Source organism: Gordonia sp. YC-XJ4, from assembly GCF_059511865.1.
The window spans coordinates 5,873,610-5,898,574 of record NZ_CM183447.1 but is presented as its reverse complement, the minus strand read 5'-3'; the positions used below and the strand labels follow the sequence as shown (position 1 = coordinate 5,898,574).

Annotated in this window: 26 protein-coding genes; 7 read left to right on the top strand and 19 right to left on the bottom strand. The window is 66.7% G+C overall.

Annotated elements, in window-relative coordinates:
- Positions 1 to 46: 46 nt before the first annotated feature.
- The 4 genes from AC5ZH6_RS26500 to AC5ZH6_RS26485 form a co-directional block, all read right to left on the bottom strand.
- Positions 47 to 946, bottom strand: a complete 900-nt coding sequence (locus AC5ZH6_RS26500; protein ID WP_006368762.1) for a hypothetical protein — start codon at positions 944 to 946, stop codon at positions 47 to 49.
- Between the two features lie 118 nt (positions 947 to 1,064).
- Complete coding sequence (gene couM, locus AC5ZH6_RS26495) at positions 1,065 to 1,544, bottom strand: p-hydroxycinnamoyl-CoA hydratase (protein ID WP_006368761.1); 480 nt, start codon at positions 1,542 to 1,544, stop codon at positions 1,065 to 1,067.
- A 27-nt stretch (positions 1,545 to 1,571) separates the two neighbouring features.
- Entirely contained in the window at positions 1,572 to 2,465 is an 894-nt protein-coding gene (couO, locus tag AC5ZH6_RS26490; RefSeq protein ID WP_006368760.1) for a 4-hydroxyphenyl-beta-ketoacyl-CoA hydrolase, read from the bottom strand.
- The gene (locus tag AC5ZH6_RS26485; RefSeq protein WP_006368759.1) at positions 2,462 to 3,379 is read right to left on the bottom strand and encodes an SDR family oxidoreductase; all 918 of its coding nucleotides are present in this window, start codon (positions 3,377 to 3,379) and stop codon (positions 2,462 to 2,464) included. The genes couO and AC5ZH6_RS26485 overlap by 4 nt, the downstream gene beginning before the upstream one ends.
- A 101-nt stretch (positions 3,380 to 3,480) precedes the next feature.
- Between AC5ZH6_RS26485 and AC5ZH6_RS26480 the strand changes: the two genes are divergently transcribed.
- Entirely contained in the window at positions 3,481 to 3,942 is a 462-nt protein-coding gene (locus AC5ZH6_RS26480) for a MarR family winged helix-turn-helix transcriptional regulator (protein ID WP_006368758.1), read from the top strand.
- Here AC5ZH6_RS26480 and AC5ZH6_RS26475 read toward each other — a convergent pair.
- From AC5ZH6_RS26475 to AC5ZH6_RS26465, 3 genes are all read right to left on the bottom strand, one after another.
- A complete protein-coding gene (locus AC5ZH6_RS26475; RefSeq protein WP_006368757.1) occupies positions 3,904 to 5,442 on the bottom strand; it encodes an acyl-CoA synthetase in 1,539 nt (512 codons plus the stop codon). The genes AC5ZH6_RS26480 and AC5ZH6_RS26475 overlap by 39 nt on opposite strands.
- A gap of 81 nt (positions 5,443 to 5,523) precedes the next feature.
- Positions 5,524 to 6,300: a crotonase/enoyl-CoA hydratase family protein gene (locus tag AC5ZH6_RS26470; RefSeq protein WP_006368756.1), complete on the bottom strand. Its 777-nt coding sequence runs from the start codon at positions 6,298 to 6,300 to the stop codon at positions 5,524 to 5,526.
- Between the two features lie 37 nt (positions 6,301 to 6,337).
- Positions 6,338 to 7,051 (bottom strand): hypothetical protein, encoded by a 714-nt coding sequence (locus AC5ZH6_RS26465; RefSeq protein WP_006368755.1) that lies wholly within the window; start codon positions 7,049 to 7,051, stop codon positions 6,338 to 6,340.
- Positions 7,052 to 7,201: 150 nt separating this feature from the next.
- On the opposite strand from AC5ZH6_RS26465, the gene AC5ZH6_RS26460 reads away from it, so the two are divergent.
- Positions 7,202 to 7,855, top strand: a complete 654-nt coding sequence (locus tag AC5ZH6_RS26460) for a hypothetical protein (protein ID WP_006368754.1) — start codon at positions 7,202 to 7,204, stop codon at positions 7,853 to 7,855.
- Here AC5ZH6_RS26460 and AC5ZH6_RS26455 read toward each other — a convergent pair.
- The 4 genes from AC5ZH6_RS26455 to AC5ZH6_RS26440 all read right to left on the bottom strand — a co-directional run bounded on the left by AC5ZH6_RS26455 (position 7,852) and on the right by AC5ZH6_RS26440 (position 12,008).
- Positions 7,852 to 8,682 (bottom strand): SDR family oxidoreductase, encoded by an 831-nt coding sequence (locus tag AC5ZH6_RS26455; RefSeq protein WP_170320181.1) that lies wholly within the window; start codon positions 8,680 to 8,682, stop codon positions 7,852 to 7,854. The genes AC5ZH6_RS26460 and AC5ZH6_RS26455 overlap by 4 nt on opposite strands.
- A gap of 6 nt (positions 8,683 to 8,688) precedes the next feature.
- The gene (locus AC5ZH6_RS26450; protein ID WP_006368752.1) at positions 8,689 to 9,576 is read right to left on the bottom strand and encodes an LLM class flavin-dependent oxidoreductase; all 888 of its coding nucleotides are present in this window, start codon (positions 9,574 to 9,576) and stop codon (positions 8,689 to 8,691) included.
- Positions 9,577 to 9,586: 10 nt separating this feature from the next.
- Positions 9,587 to 10,372 carry an alpha/beta fold hydrolase gene (locus tag AC5ZH6_RS26445; RefSeq protein WP_020173087.1) on the bottom strand — a complete coding sequence of 262 codons (786 nt, stop codon included), beginning with the start codon at positions 10,370 to 10,372 and terminating at the stop codon, positions 9,587 to 9,589.
- Between the two features lie 220 nt (positions 10,373 to 10,592).
- Positions 10,593 to 12,008, bottom strand: coding sequence for an MFS transporter (locus AC5ZH6_RS26440; protein ID WP_006368750.1), 1,416 nt, complete (start codon positions 12,006 to 12,008; stop codon positions 10,593 to 10,595).
- An 83-nt stretch (positions 12,009 to 12,091) separates the two neighbouring features.
- Here AC5ZH6_RS26440 and AC5ZH6_RS26435 point away from each other — a divergent pair, with 83 nt between their 5' ends.
- A complete protein-coding gene (locus AC5ZH6_RS26435; RefSeq protein ID WP_006368749.1) occupies positions 12,092 to 12,565 on the top strand; it encodes a winged helix-turn-helix transcriptional regulator in 474 nt (157 codons plus the stop codon).
- A gap of 5 nt (positions 12,566 to 12,570) precedes the next feature.
- Here AC5ZH6_RS26435 and AC5ZH6_RS26430 read toward each other — a convergent pair whose 3' ends face one another.
- The 5 genes from AC5ZH6_RS26430 to AC5ZH6_RS26410 all read right to left on the bottom strand — a co-directional run bounded on the left by AC5ZH6_RS26430 (position 12,571) and on the right by AC5ZH6_RS26410 (position 18,115).
- Positions 12,571 to 13,731, bottom strand: a complete 1,161-nt coding sequence (locus AC5ZH6_RS26430) for an acyl-CoA dehydrogenase family protein (protein WP_006368748.1) — start codon at positions 13,729 to 13,731, stop codon at positions 12,571 to 12,573.
- 71 nt (positions 13,732 to 13,802) lie between these two features.
- Positions 13,803 to 15,923 (bottom strand): RNA polymerase recycling motor ATPase HelR, encoded by a 2,121-nt coding sequence (helR, locus tag AC5ZH6_RS26425; RefSeq protein WP_006368747.1) that lies wholly within the window; start codon positions 15,921 to 15,923, stop codon positions 13,803 to 13,805.
- 71 nt (positions 15,924 to 15,994) lie between these two features.
- Entirely contained in the window at positions 15,995 to 17,191 is a 1,197-nt protein-coding gene (locus AC5ZH6_RS26420) for a CynX/NimT family MFS transporter (protein WP_006368746.1), read from the bottom strand.
- Positions 17,188 to 17,862, bottom strand: coding sequence for a FadR/GntR family transcriptional regulator (locus AC5ZH6_RS26415; protein ID WP_006368745.1), 675 nt, complete (start codon positions 17,860 to 17,862; stop codon positions 17,188 to 17,190). The genes AC5ZH6_RS26420 and AC5ZH6_RS26415 overlap by 4 nt, the downstream gene beginning before the upstream one ends.
- Positions 17,863 to 17,893: 31 nt before the next feature.
- A complete protein-coding gene (locus AC5ZH6_RS26410; protein ID WP_006368744.1) occupies positions 17,894 to 18,115 on the bottom strand; it encodes a hypothetical protein in 222 nt (73 codons plus the stop codon).
- 82 nt (positions 18,116 to 18,197) lie between these two features.
- Here AC5ZH6_RS26410 and AC5ZH6_RS26405 point away from each other — a divergent pair, with 82 nt between their 5' ends.
- From AC5ZH6_RS26405 to AC5ZH6_RS26395, 3 genes are all read left to right on the top strand, one after another.
- Entirely contained in the window at positions 18,198 to 19,175 is a 978-nt protein-coding gene (locus AC5ZH6_RS26405) for a GlxA family transcriptional regulator (protein WP_014361953.1), read from the top strand.
- 2 nt (positions 19,176 to 19,177) lie between these two features.
- The gene (locus tag AC5ZH6_RS26400; RefSeq protein ID WP_496168008.1) at positions 19,178 to 20,221 is read left to right on the top strand and encodes an NAD(P)H-dependent flavin oxidoreductase; all 1,044 of its coding nucleotides are present in this window, start codon (positions 19,178 to 19,180) and stop codon (positions 20,219 to 20,221) included.
- Positions 20,222 to 20,378: 157 nt separating this feature from the next.
- Positions 20,379 to 20,699 (top strand): GIY-YIG nuclease family protein, encoded by a 321-nt coding sequence (locus tag AC5ZH6_RS26395; protein WP_496168006.1) that lies wholly within the window; start codon positions 20,379 to 20,381, stop codon positions 20,697 to 20,699.
- 118 nt (positions 20,700 to 20,817) lie between these two features.
- On the opposite strand, the gene AC5ZH6_RS26390 is transcribed toward AC5ZH6_RS26395, so the two are convergent.
- Together AC5ZH6_RS26390 and AC5ZH6_RS26385 are read right to left on the bottom strand one after the other, a co-directional pair.
- Positions 20,818 to 22,125 (bottom strand): competence/damage-inducible protein A, encoded by a 1,308-nt coding sequence (locus AC5ZH6_RS26390; RefSeq protein WP_496168004.1) that lies wholly within the window; start codon positions 22,123 to 22,125, stop codon positions 20,818 to 20,820.
- Between the two features lie 39 nt (positions 22,126 to 22,164).
- Positions 22,165 to 23,388: an oxygenase MpaB family protein gene (locus tag AC5ZH6_RS26385; protein ID WP_496168002.1), complete on the bottom strand. Its 1,224-nt coding sequence runs from the start codon at positions 23,386 to 23,388 to the stop codon at positions 22,165 to 22,167.
- A gap of 116 nt (positions 23,389 to 23,504) precedes the next feature.
- Here AC5ZH6_RS26385 and AC5ZH6_RS26380 point away from each other — a divergent pair, with 116 nt between their 5' ends.
- Positions 23,505 to 24,182, top strand: a complete 678-nt coding sequence (locus AC5ZH6_RS26380; RefSeq protein WP_020173090.1) for a TetR/AcrR family transcriptional regulator — start codon at positions 23,505 to 23,507, stop codon at positions 24,180 to 24,182.
- Between the two features lie 4 nt (positions 24,183 to 24,186).
- On the opposite strand, the gene AC5ZH6_RS26375 is transcribed toward AC5ZH6_RS26380, so the two are convergent.
- The gene (locus AC5ZH6_RS26375; RefSeq protein ID WP_094601373.1) at positions 24,187 to 24,897 is read right to left on the bottom strand and encodes a CPBP family intramembrane glutamic endopeptidase; all 711 of its coding nucleotides are present in this window, start codon (positions 24,895 to 24,897) and stop codon (positions 24,187 to 24,189) included.
- Between the last annotated feature and the right edge of the window lie 68 nt (positions 24,898 to 24,965).

The window sequence follows — 24,965 nt, the reverse complement described above, 5'->3', positions numbered from 1 at the left end:
GTGTCCTACCGTTGCCGGCCAGGTGACGGTCCAGGTGTGATCGCCCCTACTCGCCCTTGAACGGTGCGGTCCCGAGTACCAGCTGAAGCCCGTCGATCCCGGAATTGGCTCGTGCGTACTGTAATTCGTGGCTGATGTCGCCGATGTTGTTGAGCGGGGGTAGCGCCAGACCGATGGTGGAGAGCACACCGAGGGCACGCCCCTGTGCGTCGAGGTAGGCGCTGCCGCTGTCTCCGGGGATGCCTGGGAAACGCATCTCCACGATGTGCGACCAGCCGTTGTCGGCGGGTTGGTCGGCCTTGCTGACGCCGTGTTGCTTCGACAGCTTCTTGAATCCGAACTTCAGGCTCGAACTGCCGTAGCTGTAGATCTTCTCGTCGGGGGTTGTGCCGTCGGTGTCGATGCCGGTGGGTCCACCCCAGAACGGTATCGACGGATTGACCTTGCCGACGTCGTCCGGCTTCACCTTGATCAGTGCGAGATCATTGAAACTGCAGGTGTTCTGATCGGTTTCGCCCTTCTGATGCATGGTGAGCCAACTGTTGTAGACCAGGGTGCCGGCACCGAGCTGTGTGCCCACGCCGGTGATCGGGTTGCCGCCCTTGTTGAAGGTGACGGCGGTGCCGATCGGCAGGCTGTTGTTCTGGCACCCGTTGGTCTCGGTGTCCTTACCCGTTCCCGAGCAGTGTGCGGCCTGTCCGAGGTAGACGTTGCCGGATTTGTCGACGAAGACGTAGTTGGTGGTGCATTGCGCATCGCCGGTGTAGGTCTGGACGCCGGGGGTGATCGTCGCCGAATCAGCGGACGCGAAATCGACTTTCGCGGCATCCGCCGCCACCGTCATCTGCGGCGTCGCCGGGGTGGCGGGTCTCGGGGCGGTGGAGGTGCCGCACGCGCTCGCGGCGACCGCGACGAATGCGGCCGCCGCGACACAGGCCACGGCCATGCGGCGGCGTGGCTCGGCGATGTTCGTTCTCACCCGGGCAGAATATCCAGACCGGTTGCCCTGCGACGTCATTCAAAGGTGCGAAGTCGTTCGGCCGATGTAGGCGAAAACCGGCAAATCACTCGAAGTAGCGGTACACGACCTCGGCGACGACGGCGGGACGCTCACTGTTCTCGAGTTCGATGACGCCCTCGACGGTGACCTGGACGCCGCCCTTGGGCAGGTGCTCCACCTTGGCGAGAGTCGCCTTGAGACGCACGCGTCCGCCGGCGGGCACGGGGTTGGTGAACCGAACCTTGTTGAGCCCGTAGTTGACCGCCATCGTCACGCTGTCGACGGCGAGCACCTCACCCCACATCGGGATGATCAGTGACAGCGTGAGGTATCCGTGGGCGATCGGCCCGCCGAACGGGCTCTCGGCAACAGCGCGCTCGGGGTCGACGTGAATCCACTGGTGGTCGCCGGTGGCGTCGGCGAAGGTGTTGATGCGTTCCTGGGTGACCTCGAGCCACGAACTGACGCCGAGGACGGTGCCGACGAGATCGTCGAGCTCGGCGAGGGTGGCCAGGTGTGTGGTGGTGGGTGACGCGGTGGTCATCGGTACGAGTCCTTCTCTGGGTGGGTTTCAGTGTTTGACGCCGAGGACGGTGAGTGCGTTGTCCTTGAAGATCAACGGCAGCACCTCGGGCTTCATGTCGAGGGTGGCGAAGTCCTTGCGCCATCGGTCGACCTGAATGACCGGAAAGTCCGATCCGAACAAGACCTTGTGGCGCAGCATCGAATTGGCGGCCTTGACCAACTGGGGCGGGAAGTACTTGGGCGACCAGCCGGACAGATCCATGTAGACGTTGGCCTTGTGCGTGGCGATCGAGATCTGGGCGTCGACCCACGGCACCGCCGGGTGTGCCATCACGATGGTGAGGTCGGGGAAGTCGGCGGCGACATCGTCGAGCAGCATCGGATCGGAATAGCGCAACTTGATGCCGTGCCCGCCGGGGAGTCCGGCGCCGATTCCGGTCTGCCCGGTGTGGAACAGTGCGGGCACGCCGGCTTCGGTGATCGCCTCGTAGACCGGATAGTACCGGCGGTCGTTGGGTTCGAAACCCTGCATGCTCGGGTGGAACTTGAAGCCCCGCACGCCGAATTCGTCCACGAGCCGGTGCACGCGCTTGACCGCCGCCTTGCCCTGCAGCGGGTCGACGGAACCGAACGGGATCAGGACGTCGTTGAACTCCGCTGCGCGCTCGGCGATCTCCTCCACCGAGTTCGGCGAGTGGCCCGACGCCGAGTGCGCGTCGACGGTGAACACCACCGCCGCCATGTTGCGTTGCCGATAGTGCTCGGCGATGGATTCGATTCCCGGCGTGCGCTCTTCGCCGGAGCGGAAGTACTTCTCGGAGGCGGCCATCAACTCGTCGTCGAGCGAACGATGCCCGCAGCCGTCGATCTCGACGTGGGTGTGGATGTCGATGGCGTCGATGGCATCGAAGTCCACCGCGCACTCGTAGCGGGTGCTCATTTCGCGGCCGCCAGTACTTCGTCGGGGAACTTTTCGCCGACCGTCTCGAGCTGGTTGGCGAAGGCGCCCGGCCAGACCGCCGCAACGTCCTCGGCGCTGAAACCGCTGTTGTGATAGGCGGTTTCGGACAATTCCGGGTGCGTCCACAGAGCGAGACGGTCGCCGCCGATGGAGATGGCCTGACCGGTGATGTCGGCGGCGGCATCGGAGGCGAGGAACGCGATGAGTCCGGCAACGTCCTCGGGCGTGCCCATTCCGACCTCGCGACGGATGACGTCGGGGAGGGAGCCGGTCCGCTCGGCCTCGTCGATGAACGGCTTGAAGATCGGGATGGTGGCGGTCATCGCGGTCACGGCGACCGGGCAGACGGCGTTCGCGGTGATCCCGGCCTTCTTCAGTTCCATCGCCCAGGTGCGGACCATGCCGACGATGCCGGCCTTGGCGGCGGAGTAGTTGGTCTGCCCGAAGTTGCCGCGCTGCCCGGCGGGCGAGCCGATGCAGATGATGCGGCCGCCGTCGCCCTGCTCGCGGAATCGCAGCACGGCCTCGCGCACGCACGTGAACGTGCCCTTGAGATGCACGTTGATGACGGCGTCGAAATCCTCGTCGGTCATCTTCCAGAGCACCTTGTCGCGCAGGATGCCGGCGTTGGTGACCATGACGTCGAGGCGTCCGAAGGTGTCCACGGCGGCGGCGACCAGCGCCTGCGCGGTCTCCGTCGATCCAACGGGTGCGACCACTGCCACGGCGCGGCCGCCGTCGGCGGTGATCGCGGCGACGGCGGCCTGCGCGGTCTCCTCCGAGACGTCGTTGACGACGACTGCCGCTCCGCGGCGGGCTAGTTCGCGGGCGTAGGCCAGACCGAGCCCTTGCCCACTGCCGGTGACGACGGCGACTTTTCCGTTCAGATCCATGGTTGCCTCCTCAGGCTCGGGATACGTATTCGATTAGAACGCTAACCATTGAGAAAGTCAATGATTGTGGAAGTGGTAACGTGCTCGCGATGGGAGGGCCCATGACATCCCGGCGAATGCTCGACGACGATCTCGGCTTCTTGATGGCTCGCGCCAGCGTGGTGCTGAGCAAGGAGACCAATCGCGCCATCGCGCCCCTGGGGCTGAAGGTGCGTGGGTACAGTGCGCTCGCGGCCGTCTGCGACGAACCCGACGGCATCACCCAGCGTCGACTGGCCACCGTGGTGGGCCTCGACCCCAGTCAGATCGTCGCTCTCGTCGACGATCTCGAGGACCGGAAGCTGGTGCAGCGCACCACCGACATCAATGACCGGCGCAACAAGCTCATCGTCGCGACCGAGGCCGGGGCGGAGCTGTGCGACGAGGCGCGCAGGCGCAGTGCCGCGGTGACCGCCGAGTACGTGGCCGGCACCGATGCGGGGGATGTGGCGGCTGCACGGGAACTGTTGCGTCGCATCGCCTTCTCAGGCGTGGACGGGCGCGCCGGAAAACATCGACCGTAACCGGTCCTTGCGGATCTTGCCGGTGGCATTTCGCGGGATCTCCTCGAGCAACACCATCGACTTCGGGATCTTGTACCGCGCCAACCGTTCACCCAGGAACGCCGCGAGCTGCTCGTAGGTCAGCGTCGCGCCGTCGGCCAGGGTGATGGCCGCACAACCGACCTCACCCCACTTGTCGTCGGGGACCCCGAACACCCCGCACGCCACCACTCCGGGCATCGAGAGGATGACGGCCTCGACCTCGGCCGGGTAGATGTTCTCGCCGCCGGAGATGATCATGTCCTTGAGACGATCGACGATGGTGATGTAGCCCTCGTCGTCGCGGACGCCGACGTCGCCGGAACGGAACCAGCCGTCGTCGGTGAACGCCGCGGCGGTCGCGTCGGGGCGATTCCAGTAGCCGGCCATGACGTTGGAGCCCTGGATCTGGATCTCGCCGCGCTCCCCGGGCGCGGTTTCGTCCCCATCGGGACCGACGACCCGAACATCGGTGAAAAAGTGTGGCACACCGGCACTTCCGAGCTTGCGGGCGGTGTGCGACGGGGTGAGGACCAGCGCACCGGGCCCGGTCTCGGTCAGCCCGTAGCCCTGGCACAGTGCGATGCCGCGTTCGGTGTAGGTGTGCAGAGTGCGGGGCGGAACCGGTGCCGCAGCGACGATCCAGCGGCGGATGGAGCTCAGATCCGCTGACGCCCAGTCCGGGTGGGAGCTCATGGCGTCGAGCATGGTGGGCACCCCGAAGCCGTAGGTTACGTTGCGCTCGGCGATGACCCGCAGCACCCGGCCCGGTTCGAAGCCTTCCTCGATCACCACGGTGCCGCCCTTCAGCAGGATGGGCAGCGAGATGAAATTCAATGCGGCCGTGTGGAACAACGGTGCCACGACCAGTGCGACCTCGTCGCTGCGCAGGTCGAGGTCGAGGATCGGGTTGAGGACCGCGAAGGTCACCGTCCCGTGGTTCAGGACAACACCTTTCGGGTTTCCGGTGGTTCCCGAGGTGTACATGATGAAGCACGGGTCGTCGTGGGTGACGGGCAGATCGATGCGGTCGGTGGATGCGGCGGCGATGCTGGTCTCGTAGCCGACGGCGTCCGGGTCGGGATCGCCGTCGACGACCATGCGGGTGGTCGCGCCGGCTTCGGCCGCGGCCGCGATCGCCACGTCCGCCAACGCCGCGGAGTGGATCAGCACCGTGGCGCCGGAATCGGTCAGGGCGTAGGCGACCTCGGGAGTGGTCAGCCGGGCGTTGAGCGGCACCAGGATGGCGCCGAGCAAGCCGGCCGCGAAGAGCGCCTCGAGATACGCGGGATGGTTGGCGCTGAGCAGTGCGACGCGGTCGCCACGTCCGACGCCGAGATCGGCGAGGGCGTGTGCGAGCCGCGTGGTGCGCTCGTCGAGTTCGGGATAGGTGATCGCCTGGTCACGGAAGACGATGGCCTCGGTGTCCGGCGCCTGCCGGGAGGCCCGTAGCGGCCACGTGCCCACGCCCTGATTGCGCATCGTGTACTCCTCGATCGCCCGATGTAATCGAGATCACGATAGAACGCAATCGTTGAGAATGTCAATGGTTACGTGGTGTCGTCAGCGGGAGCGCCACTTCTCCACCCGCTCGGTGTGCTCGGGCGAGAGATGGGCCAGGGGTTGCATCGCCGCGGCCATGCCGAGGACCGATTCCAAAGGGCTGGTTCGTGATTCCTGCAGCAGGCGCTTGGCCATCCGCAGCGCCTCAGCGGGGTTCTTGGTGATGCGTTCGGCGAGCGTACGGGCCTCGTCGAGGAGAGCGTCGGGGCCGACCACGCGGCTCACCATGCCCCACTCGGCAGCCGTCGCGGCATCCACGCGGTCGCCGGTGAACGTCATCTCCGCGGCCCGCTCATATCCGACGGCACGCGGCAGGAACCACGTTCCGCCGTCGCCCGGGATCAGCCCGACCTGCACGAAACTCTCCGCGAAGGATGCGCGCTCGGAGGCGATCCGGATGTCGCACATCATCGCCAGGTCGCAGCCCGCGCCGACGGCCGCACCGTTGACCGCGGCGATGATCGGCACCTCGAGGCGAGCCAGGGCACGGGGCAGACGTTGGATACCCGCCACGTAGGCACGTCGCTGCGCTCGCTCGTCGACGCCGAACATGCCCGTCCGGTCTGCCATCTCCTTGACATTGCCGCCCGCGGAGAAGATCTTGCCCGCCCCGGTCAGGATGATCGCCCTGATCTCGAGGTCGGCGTTGGCGGCGTCGACCGCTGCCTCGAAGGCCTCGACAAACTCCACGTCGGTGATCGCGTTGCCGACCTCGGGCTTGTTGATCGTCCAGATCTGGGTCGCGCCGGTGGTGGCGATGTCCAGAGGTGAATGCATGTGGGAGACCTTTCGCGACGGTGAGAACGGCGCCGGGTCAGGCGTGACCCAGCGCGTTCCACCGTAATCGCAGGTCGGCGACGGAGGAATCGACGATGTGGCGCATCGGATGGGTGATCGTCGCCATGCGGTGCGCGGGGGCGGTGCGAACCGGTCTGCGCGCGGTCCGGTCGGTGGGTACCGGCACCCGGGTGACGGCGGTGGCGGCGAGCATCGCCGCGCCCCACGCGCCCAGGAACGACGGGTGGTCGGCGACGAGATCGGCGGTACCCATCTGCGCCGACCACCGCACACAACGGGAGATCGCGGCGCACTCGGAGACCACCGACACGCTCGTGGTCGCACCGACCGCGCGGCCCGCGGCACGTCGTAGCATCCCGATCTGCTCGGCCGACCAGTGCGGGGGATGGGCGATCGTCACCGACACCACGTGCCCGTGGTCGGAGCGCTCGGTGCCATCGATCGCCACATGCAGTGCTGCGGTGACCAATTGATGCGGAGCACGGCCGCGACCCGACGCGGTGCGCACCGCGGTCAGATCGGCGATGCGGGTGAGGAAGTGGCCATAGACGTCGTCGGGGTTGTCGGCGGGACGCGACCACCTCGGTGCCGCGGTCGGCGGCCAGTACAACCGCGCCGGATGCGACGAGAGGTGCGGTGGACCGGGATGCGAGCCGGCGACCGAGGCCGCCGTCCCGGTGACGACGACCACCTGGTCGTCGGTCAGGTGGATTCCCATGATCAGTCGCATGAACAGAGCATGTGACCTGGGTCTAACCGATTCCTGACATCCGGTTGTCGAGTTGCTGAGAGTCGGGCGGGGCCCGGCGGGTTTGCCGTGCGACATCGATGGCTATACGTGATCGTCGAGAGAACCCGACCGCCGTCAATCGGGAGGACCATGACCGACATCCTGTTCGCCGACATCTCCGAATGGCAGCCCGTGCTCGACGACTCCTACCCGTACCGGTGGCTGTCCATCCGGTCCAACGACGGGACCTATCGGGACCGACACTTCCAGGAGAACTGGACGATCGCCCGCTCCTGGTTGGACTCCGGTCGACTGCGCGGGCTGATCGTGTACTGCGTCTACCGATCCAATTGGCGAGACGTGATGACCACGCACATCGAGATGCAGGGCGAGAACCGACCCGACGTGGTGTCGATGGTCGACGTGGAATCGTGGGGCGGCCAGATCCGGACCGACAACAGCGATTCCATCAACCGTCTGGTGTGGGGACTCGGTGATTGGCGCGGGCCGCACATCGACGGCCGGCCCCGCCGCGTCATCGGCTACCTCAACCCGAATGACGCACGCATCTGGCGGGTGCGGCCACCGATCGGCTTCGTCATCCCGTCCTACGGGGCCCTTCCGAGGTTCCCGGCCGGCACCGACGATCTGCGCAGACAGATGATCGCACACCAGTACACCAACGGAGACGGCTACGGGCACGGCCTGCCGGAGGGCTACGGAACGGTGCGATGCGACATGAATGCCGCCAACGGGCGTGACCCCGAACAACTTCGGATCGCCACCGGTGTCGGGGTGCCCTAGTCGCCCAGCGCCTTGGCTTCGTACTCGGCTCGCGTCGTCGAATTGCGCACCGCATCAACCTGGTTGGGCACCATCCGGCGCATCAACAGATCTCGTATCGCCTGCGGGAGCAGCCCTGCCGCCCGCACCGCGGGACCCACGAAGGACGGCAGGGTCACCTCGAAGCGCGGCTTCTCGATCGCCGCGACGACGGCGGCGGCGACGTCGGCCGGCTGCAGCATGGCTGCCGAACCGGTCGCCGTGCCCGCAGCGAGTTGGGTGTCGACGACGGTCGGCATGACGGCGGTCAGGAGAACCCCGGAGCCGCGGAGTTCCTCACGGACTGCGGTCAGGTAGCCGAGCACGCCGTGCTTGCTCGCGGCATACGTCGCCTCGCCGGGAGGGGCGAGTTTGGAAGCGGCAGAAGCGATCGTGACGATGTGGCCGTGTCCGCGGTGGCGCATCCGCGGCGCGGTGAGTCGGACCCCGCGGATCACGCCGTGCAGGTTGACCGCCAGCATCGCGTCGGCTGCCGCATCGGTCTCGGCGTCGAAGGGGCCGACCCACATGACCCCGGCGTTGTTCACCAGGACGTCGATCGGTCCGACGGACGACTCGACCGCATTGAGAAAGGCCTCGAAGGACTCGGTGTTGGTGACATCGAGCGCGAAAGCATGTGCCTCGCCTGGTATCTCACTCGCCGTGACACGCGCACCGTCAAGGTCGCGATCGCCGATGGCCACCCGTGCCCCGGCGTCGGCGAGGTGCCGGGCGATCTCGCGTCCGATGCCCGCTGCGCCGCCGGTGATGGCGATGACCCTGCCCGCTATCGGTGTGCCCTTGCTCATGGCCACTCAGTCTGTCACATCGACGGTGTCGGTACGCCCGGGTTGCAGTCGGGCGGCAACCTCGTCGAGGACGTGGTCGGGAGCCAGGTAGGGCTCCGAGGATCTCGGCCAATGCACAATGACGTCGGTGAATCCCAAAGACGATGCGCGTCCGACCATTTCGTCGAAGAGGTCGATGCTCTCCAGAGCGTTGCGCGGCGAGGCGTCGAGACTCAGGTAGCGCGGGAACTCCTCGGTGATCCGGTCCTTGCCGAGCGTCTCGGTGAGCACATCGCAGCTCGCGCGGATCCCGTCGAACCAGTCGTCGACGGTCTCCGACGGCGTGCCGGTGGTGATCCAGCCGTCGCCGTGCCGTGCGGCGAAGCGCACCGATCGGGGACCGTTGCCCGCCAACAGAAATGGCACGCGCGGCCGTACCGGTTCGCCGACCAGGCGCATGTCACGGGCGCGGTAATACTGCCCGTCGGCATCGACGTGATCGTCACGAAGGGTGCGGTCGAGCAGCAGGGTGAACTCCTGCAAGCGGTCGACGCGTTGCTTGGGTGGGAGGCGGTCGCCGCCGAGGACGGTGTCGTCGGGGGTCCCGCCGGCACCGAGGCCGAGCAGGAAGCGGCCGTCGGAGATGTCGACCAGGGTGGCGACCTCGCGACTGAACGCGACCGGATGGCGGAAGTTGGGGGAGACGACGAACGCACCGAGGTCGATGTGTCGGGTGACGGTCGCGGCGGCGGTCAGGGTCGGGATGCAGGAGAACCAGCGGGAGTCGGGCAGGCCACCCCAGACCAGGTGGTCGTAGGTCCAGGCGTGATCGAAGCCCATCTCCTCGGCGCGTTGCCACCGGGGGCGCGACTCTCGCCAGGTCAGATCGGGCAGGATGCAGATGCCGAAACGCATGGCACCCAGCCTAGCCGGTCACGAAGGACAGAACGAGAGGCACTGTCTGCGAACGGTATTCGTCGAAGTAGGCGTGTCGTGCGCCATCGAGAACGTGGGCGCGGGCGTCGGGGATGCGCTCGGCGAGTATCTCGGCGTTGGCCACCGGCGCCATCTGGTCGTCGGTGCCGTGCAGGATCAGGGTGGGGCTCGCGATGTCGGGCAGGACCGCCCACGCATCGTGTCGATTGCTCGCCAGCAGATGCGCCCGCCGGTCGGCGTCGGACATGTCCGGATCGCCGAGTACGTGATACGGGCCGGGATTGGCGGCACGCCACTGCGGCGAATACATGTAATCCAGCAGCGCCGCGGTTGCGTCCGGACCGGCCAGGGCACGACGCACCGACTCGTCTCGTTCGACGGCATGAACCCCACCGGGCGTGGTGCATCCGAGGACCAGCCGGCGCACTCGACGTGGTGCCGATGCCGCCAGGAACTGCGCGGCACGACCGCCCATCGACGTGCCGTACACCGCGAACTTGTCGATGGCGAGCGAATCCATCACCGCCAGAGCATCTTCGGCGAACAATCGCGTGCTGTAGCGTTCGCCACCGGAACCGCTTGCGCCGGTCCCGCGATAGTCGAAGGTGACAGTGGTGTGGTGGGCGTCGAAGTCGCCGCGGGTGCGATCCCACCAGTGGTGATTGTTGGCCTGCCCGGGCAGGAGTAGCAGCGTCGGCCCGGACCCGCGCACCTGCACCGCCAGCCGCACCCGGTCTCGGGTGCGGGCGATCTCGTGATATTCGGCGGCGGGCACGTGGGTGAGCCTAATAGCGTTGCCCGCGGCACCCCACCATCGCCGACTACGAATACAGATTCCACGTGAGCGGTGCTTGACCCCGAAAAATCGGGGTTTTCGTCCGCTCATGTGGAATCTGTATTCGTACTGCGCCCTTACCGCATCGGCGTCGGCGGTCTCGAGGTTCGTCGCCGGGTCACCGCCCGCGACGGGAAGATTTCTCGGATGTCTCTACCCGCTACGCCTCGGAGCCACCCTGGCGAGGCGTCATCCCGAATGCCGTGATCGCACCCGCTGCCGCGACCACGGCCAGTGTCCACCATGCGTGCTGGAAGACCGCATGTACGGCGTCGTAGCCGACGGGACTGCCGATGATGGCGACCAGGACGCTCACACCCAACGCCATCCCGATCTGGCGACTCATGTTGACCACGGCGCTGCCCGTCGCCGACTGTGTGGCAGGCAGATCCGCGGTTGCCGAGGACAGGATCGCCGGCAGCGCCAGGCCCACACCGACGCCGCCGATCAGCCAGCCCGGCAGTAGTGCCGTCGCGTAGGCGGGTGTGGACGAGATCGACAGCGAGATCAGCAGACCACCGAGGCCGAACAGTGCACATCCGGCAGCGATGACCACGCCGACCGGAATCCGGGCGGTGAGCCGGTGCCCGACGGCGGCGAAGATCGGGACCATCAGTGGTCCGGGAGAGACCGCGAATCCGGTCTTGATGGCCGAGTACCCCCATACCTGCTGCATCCAGAGGATATTCGCGAGCAGCGCACCGGCGAACGGGATGGAGAAGAGCACGGCGGTGATGTTGGCGAAGGAGAATGCGCGCACGCGCAACAGGTTCGGGTCGATCACCGGTTCTCGGTGTCGTGCCGAACTGATCAGGAAACCGATCAGTCCGACGACGGTGACGGCCCACGCCAGCAGAATCCGGCCGTCGGTCCAGCCCCAGGTCGGCCCCTCGACGAGGCCGAGGGTCAACGCGCCGATGGTGATTGCGAGCAAACCGGCACCGAGAAGGTCCGGCAGGTGCTCGGCGGCCTCGTTGCGCGATCGCGGGAGCAACACCGCGCCCCCGACGAGCGCGAGCACGCCCACGGGCAGGTTGACGAGGAACACCCACCGCCAGGAGGCCTCCACCAGTACACCGCCGACGGCCGGCCCGAGGGCCGCGGCCACTGCACCGGTCGCGGCCCAGATCCGCACCGATCGCGCGCGGACCTCCGTCGGCATGGCGGCGACGACGAGCCCGAGGCTTGCCGGGGTCAGGATCGCGGCCCCGACCGCTTGGATGGCGCGAAAAGCGACCAACCACCAAATACCTTCAGCGGCAGCACATGCCGCGCTGGCGAGCGTGAAGATCGTGACGCCGATCAAGAAGCCTGCCTTGCGTCCGTAGCGGTCGGCGATCCGGCCGGCGGGGACGAGCAATGCGGCGTAGAGGATGGTGTACGCGTTGAGTACCCACGACAGTTCCGACAGTGAGACGCCGTGGAAGTCGCGTCCGATGTCGTCGAATGCCACGTTCACGATGAACACATCCAGGCTCGCCATGAAAGCTGCCAGCGACAGCAACGCCAGGATCAATGCCGGACGCCGAGGAGCCGACGCGACGCCGGATTCCTGGGCATGAGCCACGTCGGTCATCGGGGTCTCCTCAGTCGTGAGTTTCGTGACGAAACTGAGGAAAGCAGATTGAGTTGTCTGACGCAACCCACTAGACTCGACGCATGCGCCGCGCCAGCTTCTCCGGAATGAATTGTTCGGTCGCGCAGACCCTCGAGGTCGTCGGCGAGTGGTGGACGCTACTCATCATCCGCGACGCGCTGTTCGGGGTGACGCGCTTCGACGACTTCTCGACCCGGCTGGGTATCGCTCGCAACGTGCTCACCCAGCGGCTCGACACGCTCGTCGAGCATGGAATCCTGATCCGGGATCCGTACCAGGACAATCCGGTTCGCTACGACTACCGGCTGACCGACAAAGGCCGCGATCTGTGGACGGTGATCAACGCCCTGCGTCAATGGGGCGACAAGTGGTCGGCACCCGACGGCGCTCCGGTCGAGCTCGTGCACACCGGCTGCGGTCACACGACGACGCTCGAACCGGTGTGCTCCGAGTGTGGTGAGCACGTGGATCGGGGATCGGTGACAGTGCGCCGGGGTCCGGGCGCGGGACCGAATTCCCCGTTGCCCGAACGCTGATCCCCTCAGAGGTCCAACCCACCCCGCTTGATGAGCTGCTTGGCGATGACGTTCTGCTGGATCTCGTTGGTTCCCTCGCCGACGATCATCAGCGGCGCGTCGCGGAAATACCGTTCGACGTCGTACTCGGTGGAGTAGCCGTATCCGCCGTGGATGCGCACCGCGTCGAGGGCGATTTCCATCGCCGTTTCCGAGCAGAACAGTTTGGCCATACCTGCCTCCATGTCGGCGCGCTTGCCGGTGTCGACGCGTTCGGCCGCGTCGAGCAGCAGGCTGCGGGCGGCGGCGAGTTTGGTGCCCATCGTCGCGAGCATGTTGCCGACGGCCTGGTGTTTCCAGATCGGCTGGCCGAAGCTCTCGCGGTCCTGTGCATACTGCAGTGCGTCGTCGAAGGCGGCGCGGGCCACACCGGTCGCGCGGGCGGCCACCTGAATGCGGCCGGTCTCCAGCCCCTTCATCATCTGCGCGAAGCCCTTGCCCTCCACGCCACCGAGCACGGCGTCGACGGGAACGCGGGCGCCGTCGAAGTTGAGTTCGCAACTCTCCACGCCCTTGTATCCGAGCTTGGGTAGATCCTTGGAGACGGTGAAGCCGGGCACCTTCTCGACCAGCAGGATCGAGACGCCGGTGTGTGCGGGTTGCGCGGCGGGATCGGTCTTGCACAGCAGTGCGACGAGCCCGGACTTGCGTGCGTTGCTGATCCACGTCTTGGACCCGTTGATGACGTACTCGCCACCTTCCTTGGCCGCGACGGTCCGCATGTTCTGCAGGTCCGAGCCGCCGCCCGGCTCGGTGAGCGCCATCGTCGCGCGCAGCTCGCCGCTGGCCATCTGTGGCAGATACTTCTGCTTCTGCTCCTCGGTGCCGAACGTGAGCAGCAGCTTGGCGACGACGGTGTGCCCGCCCATCGCCCCGGCCAGACTCATCCAGCCGCGGGCCAACTCCTCGGTGACCTGCGCATAACAGGGCATCGACACCTGCGCGAAGCCGTAGGGCTCGGGGATCGCGAGGCCGTAGATCCCGAGCTCCTTCATCGTCTCGATGAGCTCTTCGGGGTAGGTGTTGGCGTGCTCGAGTTCACGCACCACCGGACGCACCTGCTTGTCCACGAAGTCGCGAACGGTCTTGACGATGGCTTCTTCTTCGACGGACAGCTTGATGGCCATGGCAGTGTTCCTCTCAACTCTGTAAAAAATAGTCTATGGAAAATTGAGGGATGCGCAAGCCTGGCGTCTGCTCAGGAGAGGATCACCAGCTGTTGGGTGGCGCGGGTCATCGCGACGTAACGGTCGACGGCGCCGGTGATGCCGGCACCGAAGCGATCCGGCGCGACGAGAACCACCAGGTCGAACTCGAGACCCTTGACGCGCTCGGGTGCGAGCGACCGCACGCGCGGGCGGTGGATCGGTGCCGGCAGGCTGCTCGGATCGCCGATGACGCAAGCGACACCCTCGGGATGAGTCCGCTCCCACTCGTCGAGGATCGCAGCGAGGTCGGCGACTGTGCCGTGGCCGACCTCTATGCCGCTGCTCCGGATGGAGGTCGGGACATTCGCGTCGGGTATCGCGGCCGTGATCACCGGCGCGGCCTGCGCCATGATCTCCTCGGGCGTGCGGTAGTTGATCGACAGACCGGCGACACGGACCTCGCCGAATCCGACCCGGCGCAATCGCTCCGGCCAGCTTTCGGTGAATCCGCGCCGCGACTGGGCGCGGTCGCCGACCACGGTGACGCTGCGAGACGGGCAGCGTGCCACCAGCATCGACCACTGCGCGTCGGTCAACTCCTGCGCCTCGTCGACGATGATGTGGGCGAACGGCCCGGCCAATGGATCATGTTCGGCGCCAGGCGCAGCGGAGTCGTCGACCAGTGAGTTCCGCAGATCCTCGCCGCGCAGCATCGGCGCGAGACCCTCGCCGTCGTCGAAGGTGTGTGCGGCAAGGAGGTCGTCGACAACGCGATCCATCGCGTCTCGACCGGCTGCCAACACCGCCTCACGCCGGCGTCGGCGTCGGGAGAAGCCGGGATCGCCGAGCCGACGCCGCGCCGCATCGAGGAACGGGATATCCGAGGTGGTCCACGCGGTCGGGTTCTCCCGCTGCAATGTTCGGAGTGCGGTGGTGTTCAGCTCCGGCGCGGCCAGACGCAAGTACGCCGGCACCGACCACAAATCGCCAACCAGGGTGGGGGCGTCGAGAATCGGCCATGCCGTGGTGAACGCGGAGACGAGGTCGTCGTTGCCGGCCAACGCTCGACGGAGCCGGGGCAGATCACGAGTATCGAGAGCGTCGGCGATGATGTCGGTGAGTGCGTCCCATACCTGTTCGCGCGCCTCGTGGTGGCTGGTGCCGGGCTCGGGGGTACTGAAGGCCTCGGCCCACTCGGGGGCCGTGAGTTCCGTTTCACCCCAGGGTGTCTCGACTTCCACGGTGTTGGTGGGCGGCTGTTCGTAGAAGGCGACGGCCCGCTCGATCATGGCGATCGGGTCGAGGCCGTCCTTGAGTGCGGCGACGACGGGATCGGATTCGTTTGTCGCACCGTCACCTTCGGGCACGAGGTCGTGCAAGGTGCAGGTGCGGACGCCGTCCTCGCCGAGGCTGGGCAGGACGTCGGAGATGTAACCGAGGTACTCCTCGTGAGGTCCCACGACGAGTAGTTCACCGCGATTGCCCGCCAGCCGCGGGTCGGCGTAGAGCAGATACGCCGCACGGTGTAGCGCGACCACGGTCTTGCCGGTGCCGGGGCCACCGTCGACGACGAGGGCACCGTGACTGTCGGCTCGGATGATGGCGTCCTGGTCGGCGGCGATGGTGCCCAACACATCTCGCATACGCGGCTCGCGGGAGGCGCCGAGGCCGGCGAGGAACGCCGAATCGTCGTCGAGGGCGAGATGTGCGATCTCACCGTCGAATGATTCGTCCCAGAAGTCGACGACCTGTCCCTGACTCCACCGGTACCGCCGCCGACTCGCCAACCCCTGGGGATCGGCGTGGGTGGCGGCGAAGAACGGTGCGGCCGCCGGGGTACGCCAGTCGACCAGTAATTGTTCGCCGCAACGATCGGTCATCCCGATGCGGCCGATGTAGCTGATGGTGCCGTCGGTGCGGACGATACGTCCGAGGCACAGATCCAGGCTGTACCGGCGCAACACACGGAGCCGGCGATTCGTCTCGTGGATCTCCAGGTCGCGGTCGAGTGCGCGACGGCCGCCACCGCCGTCGGCGAGACGTAGCGCGTCGAGGCGTTCGTTGAGGTCGGCGATGGTGTGGGTGAGGTGGTCAGTGATGACGGCGAAATGCCGGTCGTCGTCACCGATGACGGCAGGATCGCACGAGGCGCGAAAAACCATGGGCGCCATTGTGAACCCGAGGTGGGGCCTTGCGGCAAGCCCCCACCGGCGGGTTACAGTGAAAGGGGAAGGGGAAGAGGTCAGTCCATCTTCACATCACGCCCGGCGATCAGGGTCGAGGCAGCCTGCGCGAGCAGCGGGATCGCCAGCACCGACAGCGCGATCGTCCACGATCCGGTCGAATCATGCAGTGCTCCCACGGCGATGGGCCCGAACGCGGCCAGGATGTAGCCGACCGATTGCGCCATTCCCGACACCTGGCCGGTCTGCTCGGCCGAAGAACTGCGCAGCACCATGAACAACAACGCGAGGCTGATCGACGACCCGGGGCCGAACATCACCAGCATCGTCCACAGCAGTGTGGCGTGGTCGCTGAGCAGGAGTCCGGCCAATCCGATTCCGCAAAGGACGATCACGACGAGCGTGATCAGACGTTGGTCCCGGTAGCGCCCGGCGATGATCGGGATGAGTAACGACGCCAGCAGCGCGACGACCTGACCGATGGCCAGGATGGTGCCGGCCGACGCCCGCGAATGTCCCTCGCTGATGAGAAATGCGGGCAGCCAGGCGGTGAAGGTGTAGAACACCAGCGACTGTGCGCCCATGAACACGGTGATCGCCCACGCAATCGTGTTGCGGCGCAACGATCCGGTGCCGGCGACCGTTTCCGGACGGTGCCGGACGATCTGCGGTGCCCAGATGACGACGGTGATCACGGCGAGAATCGCCCACGAGGTGATCGTGAGCCGCCAGTTGTTGCCCAACGCATTGTCGAGGGGCACGGTGATTCCGGCGGCAACGGCGGCACCGCCGGACAGCGTCATCGAGTACAACCCCGTCATCAATCCCGACCGATGGGCGAAATCGCGCTTGATCAGCGCAGGCAACACCACGTTGCAGATACCGATCGCGGCACCGACCACCGCCGACCCGATGAACAGCATCGGCGCACCGGGGATCAGGCGCATGAGGGTGCCAACGGTCAGCAGGAGCAGCGCCCCGAAGATGGTGCGTTCGATCCCGAACCGGGCCGCCAACCGTGGCGCCACGGGCGCGCTGAGCCCGAAGAACAGAACCGGAAGGGTGGTCAGCAGGCCGGCGGTGGCGCTGGAAAAGCCTTCGTCGCGGGTGATCTCGTCGATCAGCGGTGCCACCGACACGACGACGGGCCGCAGATTCGCCGCCACCAGCATCACGCCGACGGCGGTGATCACCGTGCCGAGAGGTCGGCGTCCACGCGGTTCGGACGTCACGGGCGCGGTGTTGGCCACGCTCATCGGACGATCTCGTGGGCGAGGTCGAGGTAGGTGTGCACAGCCGCACGTGCCGCCGCCGGGTCGGCGGCAGCGATCGCCGCGACAACCTCGCGGTGACCGTCGGGATGTCCGTCGTCGACCGCTGCCGCGGCAATCGCCTCATGCGTGCGGCGCATCACCTCGCCGACACCCTCATAGAGTTCGATCAGGAGCCGATTGCCCGAGATCTCGACGATGGTGGCGTGGAACTCGATGTCGAGCCGGGCGTAGCGGCCCAGGTCTCCGGCGGCGATGGCGGCGAGCGCAGCGTCGAGCTTGTTCTGCAGTCGGGTGACGTCGGCGGCCGAGGCACGCAGGGCAGCGAGGTCGGCGGCCTCGGTCTCGAGAGCCCGCCGGGTGCTCAGCAGATCGGTGATCTCGGGGTCGGGAGCACAGCGTTGCAGCGCTGCGGCGAGAACGTTGCGGCTGCGCACATAGGTGCCGTCACCGCGGCGCGGCATCAGCAGCCCGGAGTGTTCGAGCGCGCGCACCGCCTCACGAATCGTGTTGCGGCCCACGCCGAATTGTTCGACGAGTTCGGGCTCTGCGGGGATTCGGGCTCCGACCGCCCACACCCCGTCCCGGATCAACTCGTGCATGCGATCGACGACGAGCGAACTGGTACGGGGCGGTGGGGTGATCAGAGGCGGCACCCAAAGAGCCTAACATCCCATGTTTGGATGTCTAGGCCGAGTCTCGCCGTTGCAGATGGAGTACGCGTAGTTCCGCGGCGATGCGGTCGGAGTCCGGTCCGCGTTTCCATGGACGATCGTCGCCGACCGCGAGACCGGCGAGATGTCCCAGCGGAATGGGTTGTGCGTCATCGACTTTGCGGTGTACACGGTAGATGATGACGACGGTCGGGACGACGACGAGTACGGCGAGGAGAACGATGAGTGCGGTCATGACAGAAACAATGCGCCCATAAATTACCTGCCACCAGTGGCCGAAGTGACATGCTTCGCAAATTATCTGCCAGACTGGTGGGGTGTTGAATTCTGTTGCCGTTCTGCTCTACGGACGCGTCGCACTCTTCGAGTTCGGGGTGTTGCACGAGGTGTTCGGACTCGATCGCACCGACGACGGCGTCCCCGCCTTCGACTTCCGCGTCGCCTCACCGACTCCGCATGCGGCGCTGCGGGTCGATGGCGGCGTGACGATCGCCGCGCCGTACACGCTCGACGATTGCCTCGACGTCGACCTCGTCGCGATTCCCGGGGGCAGTACGTCCGGCGAGTATCCGCAGGAGATCCTCGACACCTTGCGCACGGTGGTCGAGCGCGGCGGCCGGGTGCTGACGGTCTGCTCCGGAGCATTCGCTGCCGGCGCTGCCGGACTTCTCGACGGGCGACGCTGCACGACGCATTGGCGCTACGGCGACAAACTCGCCCGGATGTTCCCCGAGGCCGAGGTCGATACCGACGTCCTCTTCGTCGACGACGGCCCGATCACCACCAGTGCGGGTACCGCCGCAGGCATCGACGCCGCGCTGCACCTCGTCCGCGAAGAGTGGGGCCCGACCATCGCCAATCGCATCGCCCGCCGCATGGTGGTCCCGCCGCACCGCGACGGCGGTCAACGGCAGTTCATCGATGCGCCCATGCCCACCTGCGCCGACGAGGGTTTCGGCGAGCTGCTGGACTGGATGGTCACGCACCTCGACAGAGACATCTCCGTCGATGCCCTCGCTGCTCGAATGCACATGTCGGGACGGACCTTCGCGCGCCGATTCGTCGACGAGGTCGGCATTCCGCCACGTCGGTGGCTCACCGAACAGCGCGTCCTGCACGCCAAGAACCTGCTGGAATCGACCGATTTGTCGGTGGAGGAGGTGGCCCGGTTGTCGGGATTCGCATCGGCGACGTTGCTACGCCACCACTTCACGACGACTGTGGGGGTGGCGCCGGTCGTTTACCGCAGACGATTCGCCGGCGGTATCACCGACCATGCGGTGGGACAGGAGTGAGCATGTTCGATCTTCGGGATCTCGAGGTGCCGATCATCGCGGCCCCGATGGCAGGCGGGCCGTCGACGCCGGGTCTGGTGATCGCGGCCGGGCACGGCGGCGGGATCGGCTTCCTGGCAGCGGGATACAAGTCCCCCGAGCTCCTGGAATCGGAGATCAGCGCGGTCGCCGAGGCGGGAATACCGTTCGGCGTCAACATCTTCACGCCTGGACCGCCGATCCGTGATCGTGGTGCCGTGCAACGCTACCGGGATGCGCTGGCTCCGGTGGCCGAGCGCTACGGTGTGCACCTGCCGGACATCGTCGACGCCGACGACGATCACTTCGACGCGAAGATCGACCTCGTCATCGAGAGACGGGTTGGGTTGGTGTCGTTCACCTTTGGTCTTCCGTCGGTCGACGTCGTTGGTCGGCTGCACGACGCCGGCATCACGGTGATAGCGACCGTGGCGAGCGTTGCCGATGCCGATCGCGCGGTGGCCGTCGGTGTCGATGTGTTGTGCGTGCAGGGAACCGAGGCGGGTGGGCACCGGGGCACCCTGGATCTCGACGCGACGCCGAACGACACCTCGACCGTGGATCTGGTGCGAGACGTGGTGTCCAGGACCGATGTTCCGGTTATTGCCGCCGGCGGGGTGGGTGACGGCCGAGCTGTCGCAGCGGCCCTGGCCTCCGGGGCGACGGCCGTGCAGATCGGTACCGCGCTCCTGGACTCCGACGAGGCGGGCACCAACGGGGTTCACCGCGCCGCTCTGCGGAGCCCGTCGTCGGCGGAGACCGTTGTCACACGCGCATTCTCGGGCCGACCGGCGCGGGCCCTACGTAACAGCTTCGTCGATACCTACGACTCCCTCGCCCCGGCGGAGTACCCCGCCGTCCACCATCTGACGAGCCCGCTTCGCAGGGCCGCAGTCGCCGCGGGTGAGCGACGCGACGTGAACCTCTGGGCCGGAACCTCATTCGCCTCCATCCGCGGCGGGTCGGCGTCCGACATCATCGCGGAGTTGTGGTCCGACGCCCAGCGCGGCCCGGAACCAGCGCCGTAGCTCAAAGCGGCCGCGGTGTTCTCTTGGCCATCTTTGCCCGATGGTCGAGGTGTGAGGAGCGATAGCGACGAGCCTCGAGACCGCCGTCAGCCAAGGCTGTTTCCCTACCTGTGGATAGATTTCCGGCCAGCGCTCGATCGCACGCGATACTGACCCCATGGCTGGCTTCGTCTACATCCTCGAGTGCTCCGATGGCAGCTATTACGTTGGCAGCACCGTGGATCTCGACCGACGAGTGAACGAACACAATGACGGGAAGGGTGCTGCGTACACCAGTCGCCGTCGTCCGGTGCGGGTCGTGTTCAGTCGAGAGTTTCCGACTGTTGAAGAGGCGTACCGGCTCGAGAAGCGGATACAGGGGTGGTCACGCGGCAAGCGGCGAGCGTTGATCGATGGCGATTTCGACCTACTCCGGGATCTGGCGCGTCGTCCCGGTGCGCGGGCAAAGGACGCTCGTGGGGCGGAACCAGCACCGTAGCAAGGGGTCTCGAGGCTTCGTCGCTGGCGCTCCTACGCACCTCGACCATCGGAATTGGGGGTCTTTTGCCCGATGGTCGAGGTGTGAGGAGCGATAGCGACGAGCCTCGAGACCGCCGTCAGCTGAGGCTGTCAGCTCGACCATCGGATCGCAGCGCGCGGTACAGCATATGCATCGCGATGGTCACCGACCGCTCGCGCACGGCGGCGCGGTCACCGGGCAGGTGCAGCGTCCGTGCGCGCGGTGCCGTACCGGCCAGCGCAACACCGAAACAGACGGTGCCGACCGGTTTGTCGGGGGTTCCGCCACCCGGGCCGGCGATCCCGCTGGTCGACACGGCGATGTCGACAGCGAAGCGACCGACCGCGCCCTGCGCCATCGCCGCGGCGACGGGCTCGCTCACGGCGCCGTGTTCGGTGATCAATTCGGCTGGGACGTCGAGCATTCCGGCCTTGGCGTCGTTGGAGTACGAGACGACCCCGCCCATCACATAGTCCGAGGATCCGGCGCGGTCGGTGAGGCGCGCCGCGATCATGCCGCCGGTGCACGACTCGGCCGTGGCCACACTGCGGCCGTGCAGCGCCGCGGCGACGAGATCGTCGATGGTGGAACCGTCGACCGAAAAGATCTGTGTCCGATGATGTTCGAGCAACCCGCCGGCCAGGGCGTCGTAGGCGGGTTGGGCGCCGATCGGATAACGGGTCACGATTTCCACCTCACCTCGGCGCAGGCAGGTGGTGACCTCCAACTCGTCGGCGCCGTCGATCCCGGGCTCGATGGTGCGCAGGGTGGCGGCCAGGTCGGCCTCCGAGAGCCCGAAGGCGCGAATGGTCTGTTCGCGGAAGTCGCCGCGTCCGGCGATCGCCGCGGCGATCGGTTCGGTACCGATCGCCGTGTCATACATGCCCTGCAGCTCACGCGGCGGGCCCGGAAGGATGAGGATCGCCGGTGCTCGCCTTGCGTCCTCGGCGACCGCGGGTATCGCGACTCCTGGCGCGGTGCCGACCGGAGGGATCGGTTGCGCCCCTTGAGGAATCATCGCCTGCTTGCGGGTGCCGGCCTGCGACGACTCCGTCGCGGGCTCGCCGCGCTGCTGCTGCCAGCGTGAGATGATCTGCGCGATATGGGTTTCCATCTCCGTGTCGAGATGCAGCGGGCGTCCGCAGAACCGGGCGACCGTCTCCACGGTGAGGTCGTCGGCCGTCGGGCCCAGACCGCCGGTGGTGACGATGAGGTCCACCCCGGACGCGGCGAGGAAGTGTAGCTGCGCGGTCAGGTCGTCCGGCCGGTCGCCGCAGATGGTGATGTGGGCGACGTCGACGCCGAGGTCGAGGAGGCGCCGGGCCACCCACGGGCCGTTCGCGTCAGAGATCCGACCGGTGAGGACCTCGGTTCCGGTGACCACGATTCCCGCACGCACATTCACGCAATCGAGCATAGTGCGGCGGGATCGTGGGCCGCGGCGTCAGTTGTAGTTCGGGTTGTTGAAGTAGGGAATCTGGATGCTGATCGGCATCCGCAACTCGGCCATGTAGAACAGCACGAACTGCCGGAGGAACTCGTCGAAGAGCCAGTAGGTCTCCCGCGGCAGGCCGGCGTTGAGCAGGCCCTCGCGGACCGCGACGTAAGGGCCCCAAGCGGTTTCCAACAGCGGAGTCCAGACGGGCTCACGGGGGATGTGCAACCAGTCGGCGATCTTGTCGCCGAGCATGAACCGGGTCAGCGCACCGAGGATGGGGCGCGACAGCAGGGTGAGGTCGAGATCCATCCCCAGATCGAGGAGCATGTCGGCGAGTTTCTGGCCCTCCGGCGTCCATGCGAGGATCGGATCGAGAACCTGCTTGGCCTGCGAATCGGCAGTGGCCCACGAGTTGGGGATGTATTGGTCCTGCACGCCGAGCATCGCCGCGGTCACCTGCCAGGAATGCAGGAACCCTTCGGACTCGTCGGCCGGCAGGGGCACCTTCCACTTCTCGAGGTTGCGCATCACCGTCGTCGGCAGACTGTGCCAGGTGACCATGATGTCGGCCTGGCTGATCGGCTTCTCCTCGGGAGCCGAGCGCACCCAGTGTGCGGACTTGGGCAGCAGATGCCGCACACCCGCATGGGCCATCCGGGTCTTGACGCAGGTCACGACCATCTCACCGTCGGGCTGATAGGCATTGAGCGACCCGATGTCGTAACCGAGCTTGGCCGTCTTGGAGATCCGGTCCTTGAGGTCCCAGCCGCCTTTGGAGTAGTAGACCGCGCGCGCCTCCTTGGGGATGACGGTGCTCATCATGCCGCTGGCGAAGCCGTACAGCACTCCGAGGTAGGTGCCCCGTCGCTGATTGAATCGCACCGCGGCAGCGAGTTTGCCGCGATCGGTCCACGACGGCAGTTGGCGGGCGTGTTCGATGAAGTCCCGCAATTCCGGTGGCAACCCGGCCGGTAGTGGCTGGGAGTTGGTGCGCCATTGATTGAGCAGATTGTTGACCTCGACGACCTTGCCGCTGTCGATGACCCGAGCGATCACCTGGTCGGCCTCGTCGTCGAAGATCGTTCGCGGATCGGCTCCCGTTCCCACACCCGGGATCGAGTTGGCCGGTGCCCACGTCCAGGGCGTGGCCTGGGTGAGTGTCGCGAGGGCGCCTGCGGCGCCGATCGTGCCTGTGGCGCGCAGGACCGCGCGCCTGTTGAGCTGTTTCATGATGTTGTGCTCCCGTCTATCGCCACCCGACTCGATGACGCGATGTAACAACGCGAGTAACGTTGTAACATCAGGAGTAGCATACAGTGATTGGCATCACAACAGATTCACCCCGAATGCGTTGGAGGTTCATGGTGGTCTCGGCGTCGTCGGCACCGAAGTCGTTGTTGGAGAGGGCATATGACGACGTCGTTGCCGAAGGGGGAGAAAGCGCGAATGCGGACGCGACCCGAGAGAAATTGCTCGATGCCGCATATGCACAATTCTGTCGTTTCGGTATTCAACGCACCTCGCTGGAAGAGGTCGCCAAGCGCGCGGGCACCTCGCGCATCACGATCTACCGCAAATTCACCAACAAGGAGGTGCTCGTCGAGGAGGTGATGCTGCGGGAGTTCCGGCGTTACCTCGTTCAGTTTCTCGCCGACATCGCCCCGGCGCGCACCATCGCCGAGCGCCTGGTGCTGGCCTTCGTCAGTTCCTATCGCGCGGTGTCGACGAACCCGCTGATCAGCGGGCTGCAGCAGACCGAACCCACCCTGCTGGCCGGTGCGCTCGGCGCCGACGGGCGGCTGCTGGCCACCGTTGCACAGTTCATCGCCCAGCAGCTGCGCCAGGAGCAGCGCGCGGGAACCCTGCGCGCCGACCTCGACACCGACCTCACCGCCGAGATGATGGCGCGGATCTCGGCGTCGTTTCTGACCACGCCGAGTGCGCTCGTCGACACCGACGACGACGATCAGCTCGCCGACATCGCCCGGCGCTATCTGGTGCCGATGCTCGACGCCCCGAGCTGACCGTTCACCCCGGCAGCTGCCACGCGATCGCCGCGGCGATCGCGCCGAGGCCGTTGACCGACCAGTGCAAGGCGATCGGCGCGAGCAGGCTCCCGCTGCGAATCCGTAACCAGCCGAGCAAGATTCCCGCGCCGCCGGTAACGACGACGGCGAGCGCGACACCGGCGAACGTGGCCAACGGGCCGCTGCCCACGATGTCACCGAGGCCCTGATTGTGTGCCGAGAGCCCCATCGACGAGCCGACGTGCCACAGTCCGAACAGCCCGGCCTGCACGATCAGCGCTGTCCGGGGACTGCAGATCCGCCGCAGCGCACCGAGCAGCACACCGCGGAAGATCACCTCCTCGGCCAGGATGGTGTGGATCGGGATGAGCACGAGTGCAGACACCAGCGCCGCGTGGACGTCCCGATAGGCGTCGTTGTGGAACAGGTCGCGCGTCCACGGAAGGGCGACGCCGACCGCGGTGACCACGGCAACCGCACCGATGATGACCGCCGCATAGCGCAGACCCGTACCGAGTGATCGTCGACCCAGACCGAGATCCGTCCACGAGAGACCAACGACCTTGGCAAGAACGAGGATGAGCGCGGCGGCGATCGGCACCGCCCACTGCACACCGGGAACCGGGGTCACGAAGATCAGCACCTGCACCCCGACGAGAACCGCCACCACGCCGACGCACAGCCACGCGAACCGGCGCCCCGGGAGAGACATACATTCTGCCCTTCTGCCGCGATATGCCGTCTGACAAGATGTTTCCGACCGATTGTGCCCGACCGTCG

What these genes read in the sequence shown, in the direction of transcription:
- AC5ZH6_RS26500 (WP_006368762.1), bottom strand. Translation starts at nt 946, where the DNA reads ATGGCCGTGGCCTGTGTCGCGGCGGCCGCATTCGTCGCGGTCGCCGCG.
- couM (WP_006368761.1), bottom strand. Translation starts at nt 1,544, where the DNA reads ATGACCACCGCGTCACCCACCACCACACACCTGGCCACCCTCGCCGAG.
- couO (WP_006368760.1), bottom strand. Translation starts at nt 2,465, where the DNA reads ATGAGCACCCGCTACGAGTGCGCGGTGGACTTCGATGCCATCGACGCC.
- AC5ZH6_RS26485 (WP_006368759.1), bottom strand. Translation starts at nt 3,379, where the DNA reads ATGGATCTGAACGGAAAAGTCGCCGTCGTCACCGGCAGTGGGCAAGGG.
- AC5ZH6_RS26480 (WP_006368758.1), top strand. Translation starts at nt 3,481, where the DNA reads ATGACATCCCGGCGAATGCTCGACGACGATCTCGGCTTCTTGATGGCT.
- AC5ZH6_RS26475 (WP_006368757.1), bottom strand. Translation starts at nt 5,442, where the DNA reads ATGCGCAATCAGGGCGTGGGCACGTGGCCGCTACGGGCCTCCCGGCAG.
- AC5ZH6_RS26470 (WP_006368756.1), bottom strand. Translation starts at nt 6,300, where the DNA reads ATGCATTCACCTCTGGACATCGCCACCACCGGCGCGACCCAGATCTGG.
- AC5ZH6_RS26465 (WP_006368755.1), bottom strand. Translation starts at nt 7,051, where the DNA reads ATGCGACTGATCATGGGAATCCACCTGACCGACGACCAGGTGGTCGTC.
- AC5ZH6_RS26460 (WP_006368754.1), top strand. Translation starts at nt 7,202, where the DNA reads ATGACCGACATCCTGTTCGCCGACATCTCCGAATGGCAGCCCGTGCTC.
- AC5ZH6_RS26455 (WP_170320181.1), bottom strand. Translation starts at nt 8,682, where the DNA reads ATGAGCAAGGGCACACCGATAGCGGGCAGGGTCATCGCCATCACCGGC.
- AC5ZH6_RS26450 (WP_006368752.1), bottom strand. Translation starts at nt 9,576, where the DNA reads ATGCGTTTCGGCATCTGCATCCTGCCCGATCTGACCTGGCGAGAGTCG.
- AC5ZH6_RS26440 (WP_006368750.1), bottom strand. Translation starts at nt 12,008, where the DNA reads ATGACCGACGTGGCTCATGCCCAGGAATCCGGCGTCGCGTCGGCTCCT.
- AC5ZH6_RS26435 (WP_006368749.1), top strand. Translation starts at nt 12,092, where the DNA reads ATGCGCCGCGCCAGCTTCTCCGGAATGAATTGTTCGGTCGCGCAGACC.
- AC5ZH6_RS26430 (WP_006368748.1), bottom strand. Translation starts at nt 13,731, where the DNA reads ATGGCCATCAAGCTGTCCGTCGAAGAAGAAGCCATCGTCAAGACCGTT.
- helR (WP_006368747.1), bottom strand. Translation starts at nt 15,923, where the DNA reads ATGGCGCCCATGGTTTTTCGCGCCTCGTGCGATCCTGCCGTCATCGGT.
- AC5ZH6_RS26420 (WP_006368746.1), bottom strand. Translation starts at nt 17,191, where the DNA reads ATGAGCGTGGCCAACACCGCGCCCGTGACGTCCGAACCGCGTGGACGC.
- AC5ZH6_RS26410 (WP_006368744.1), bottom strand. Translation starts at nt 18,115, where the DNA reads ATGACCGCACTCATCGTTCTCCTCGCCGTACTCGTCGTCGTCCCGACC.
- AC5ZH6_RS26400 (WP_496168008.1), top strand. Translation starts at nt 19,178, where the DNA reads ATGTTCGATCTTCGGGATCTCGAGGTGCCGATCATCGCGGCCCCGATG.
- AC5ZH6_RS26395 (WP_496168006.1), top strand. Translation starts at nt 20,379, where the DNA reads ATGGCTGGCTTCGTCTACATCCTCGAGTGCTCCGATGGCAGCTATTAC.
- AC5ZH6_RS26385 (WP_496168002.1), bottom strand. Translation starts at nt 23,388, where the DNA reads ATGAAACAGCTCAACAGGCGCGCGGTCCTGCGCGCCACAGGCACGATC.
- AC5ZH6_RS26380 (WP_020173090.1), top strand. Translation starts at nt 23,505, where the DNA reads ATGCGTTGGAGGTTCATGGTGGTCTCGGCGTCGTCGGCACCGAAGTCG.
- AC5ZH6_RS26375 (WP_094601373.1), bottom strand. Translation starts at nt 24,897, where the DNA reads ATGTCTCTCCCGGGGCGCCGGTTCGCGTGGCTGTGCGTCGGCGTGGTG.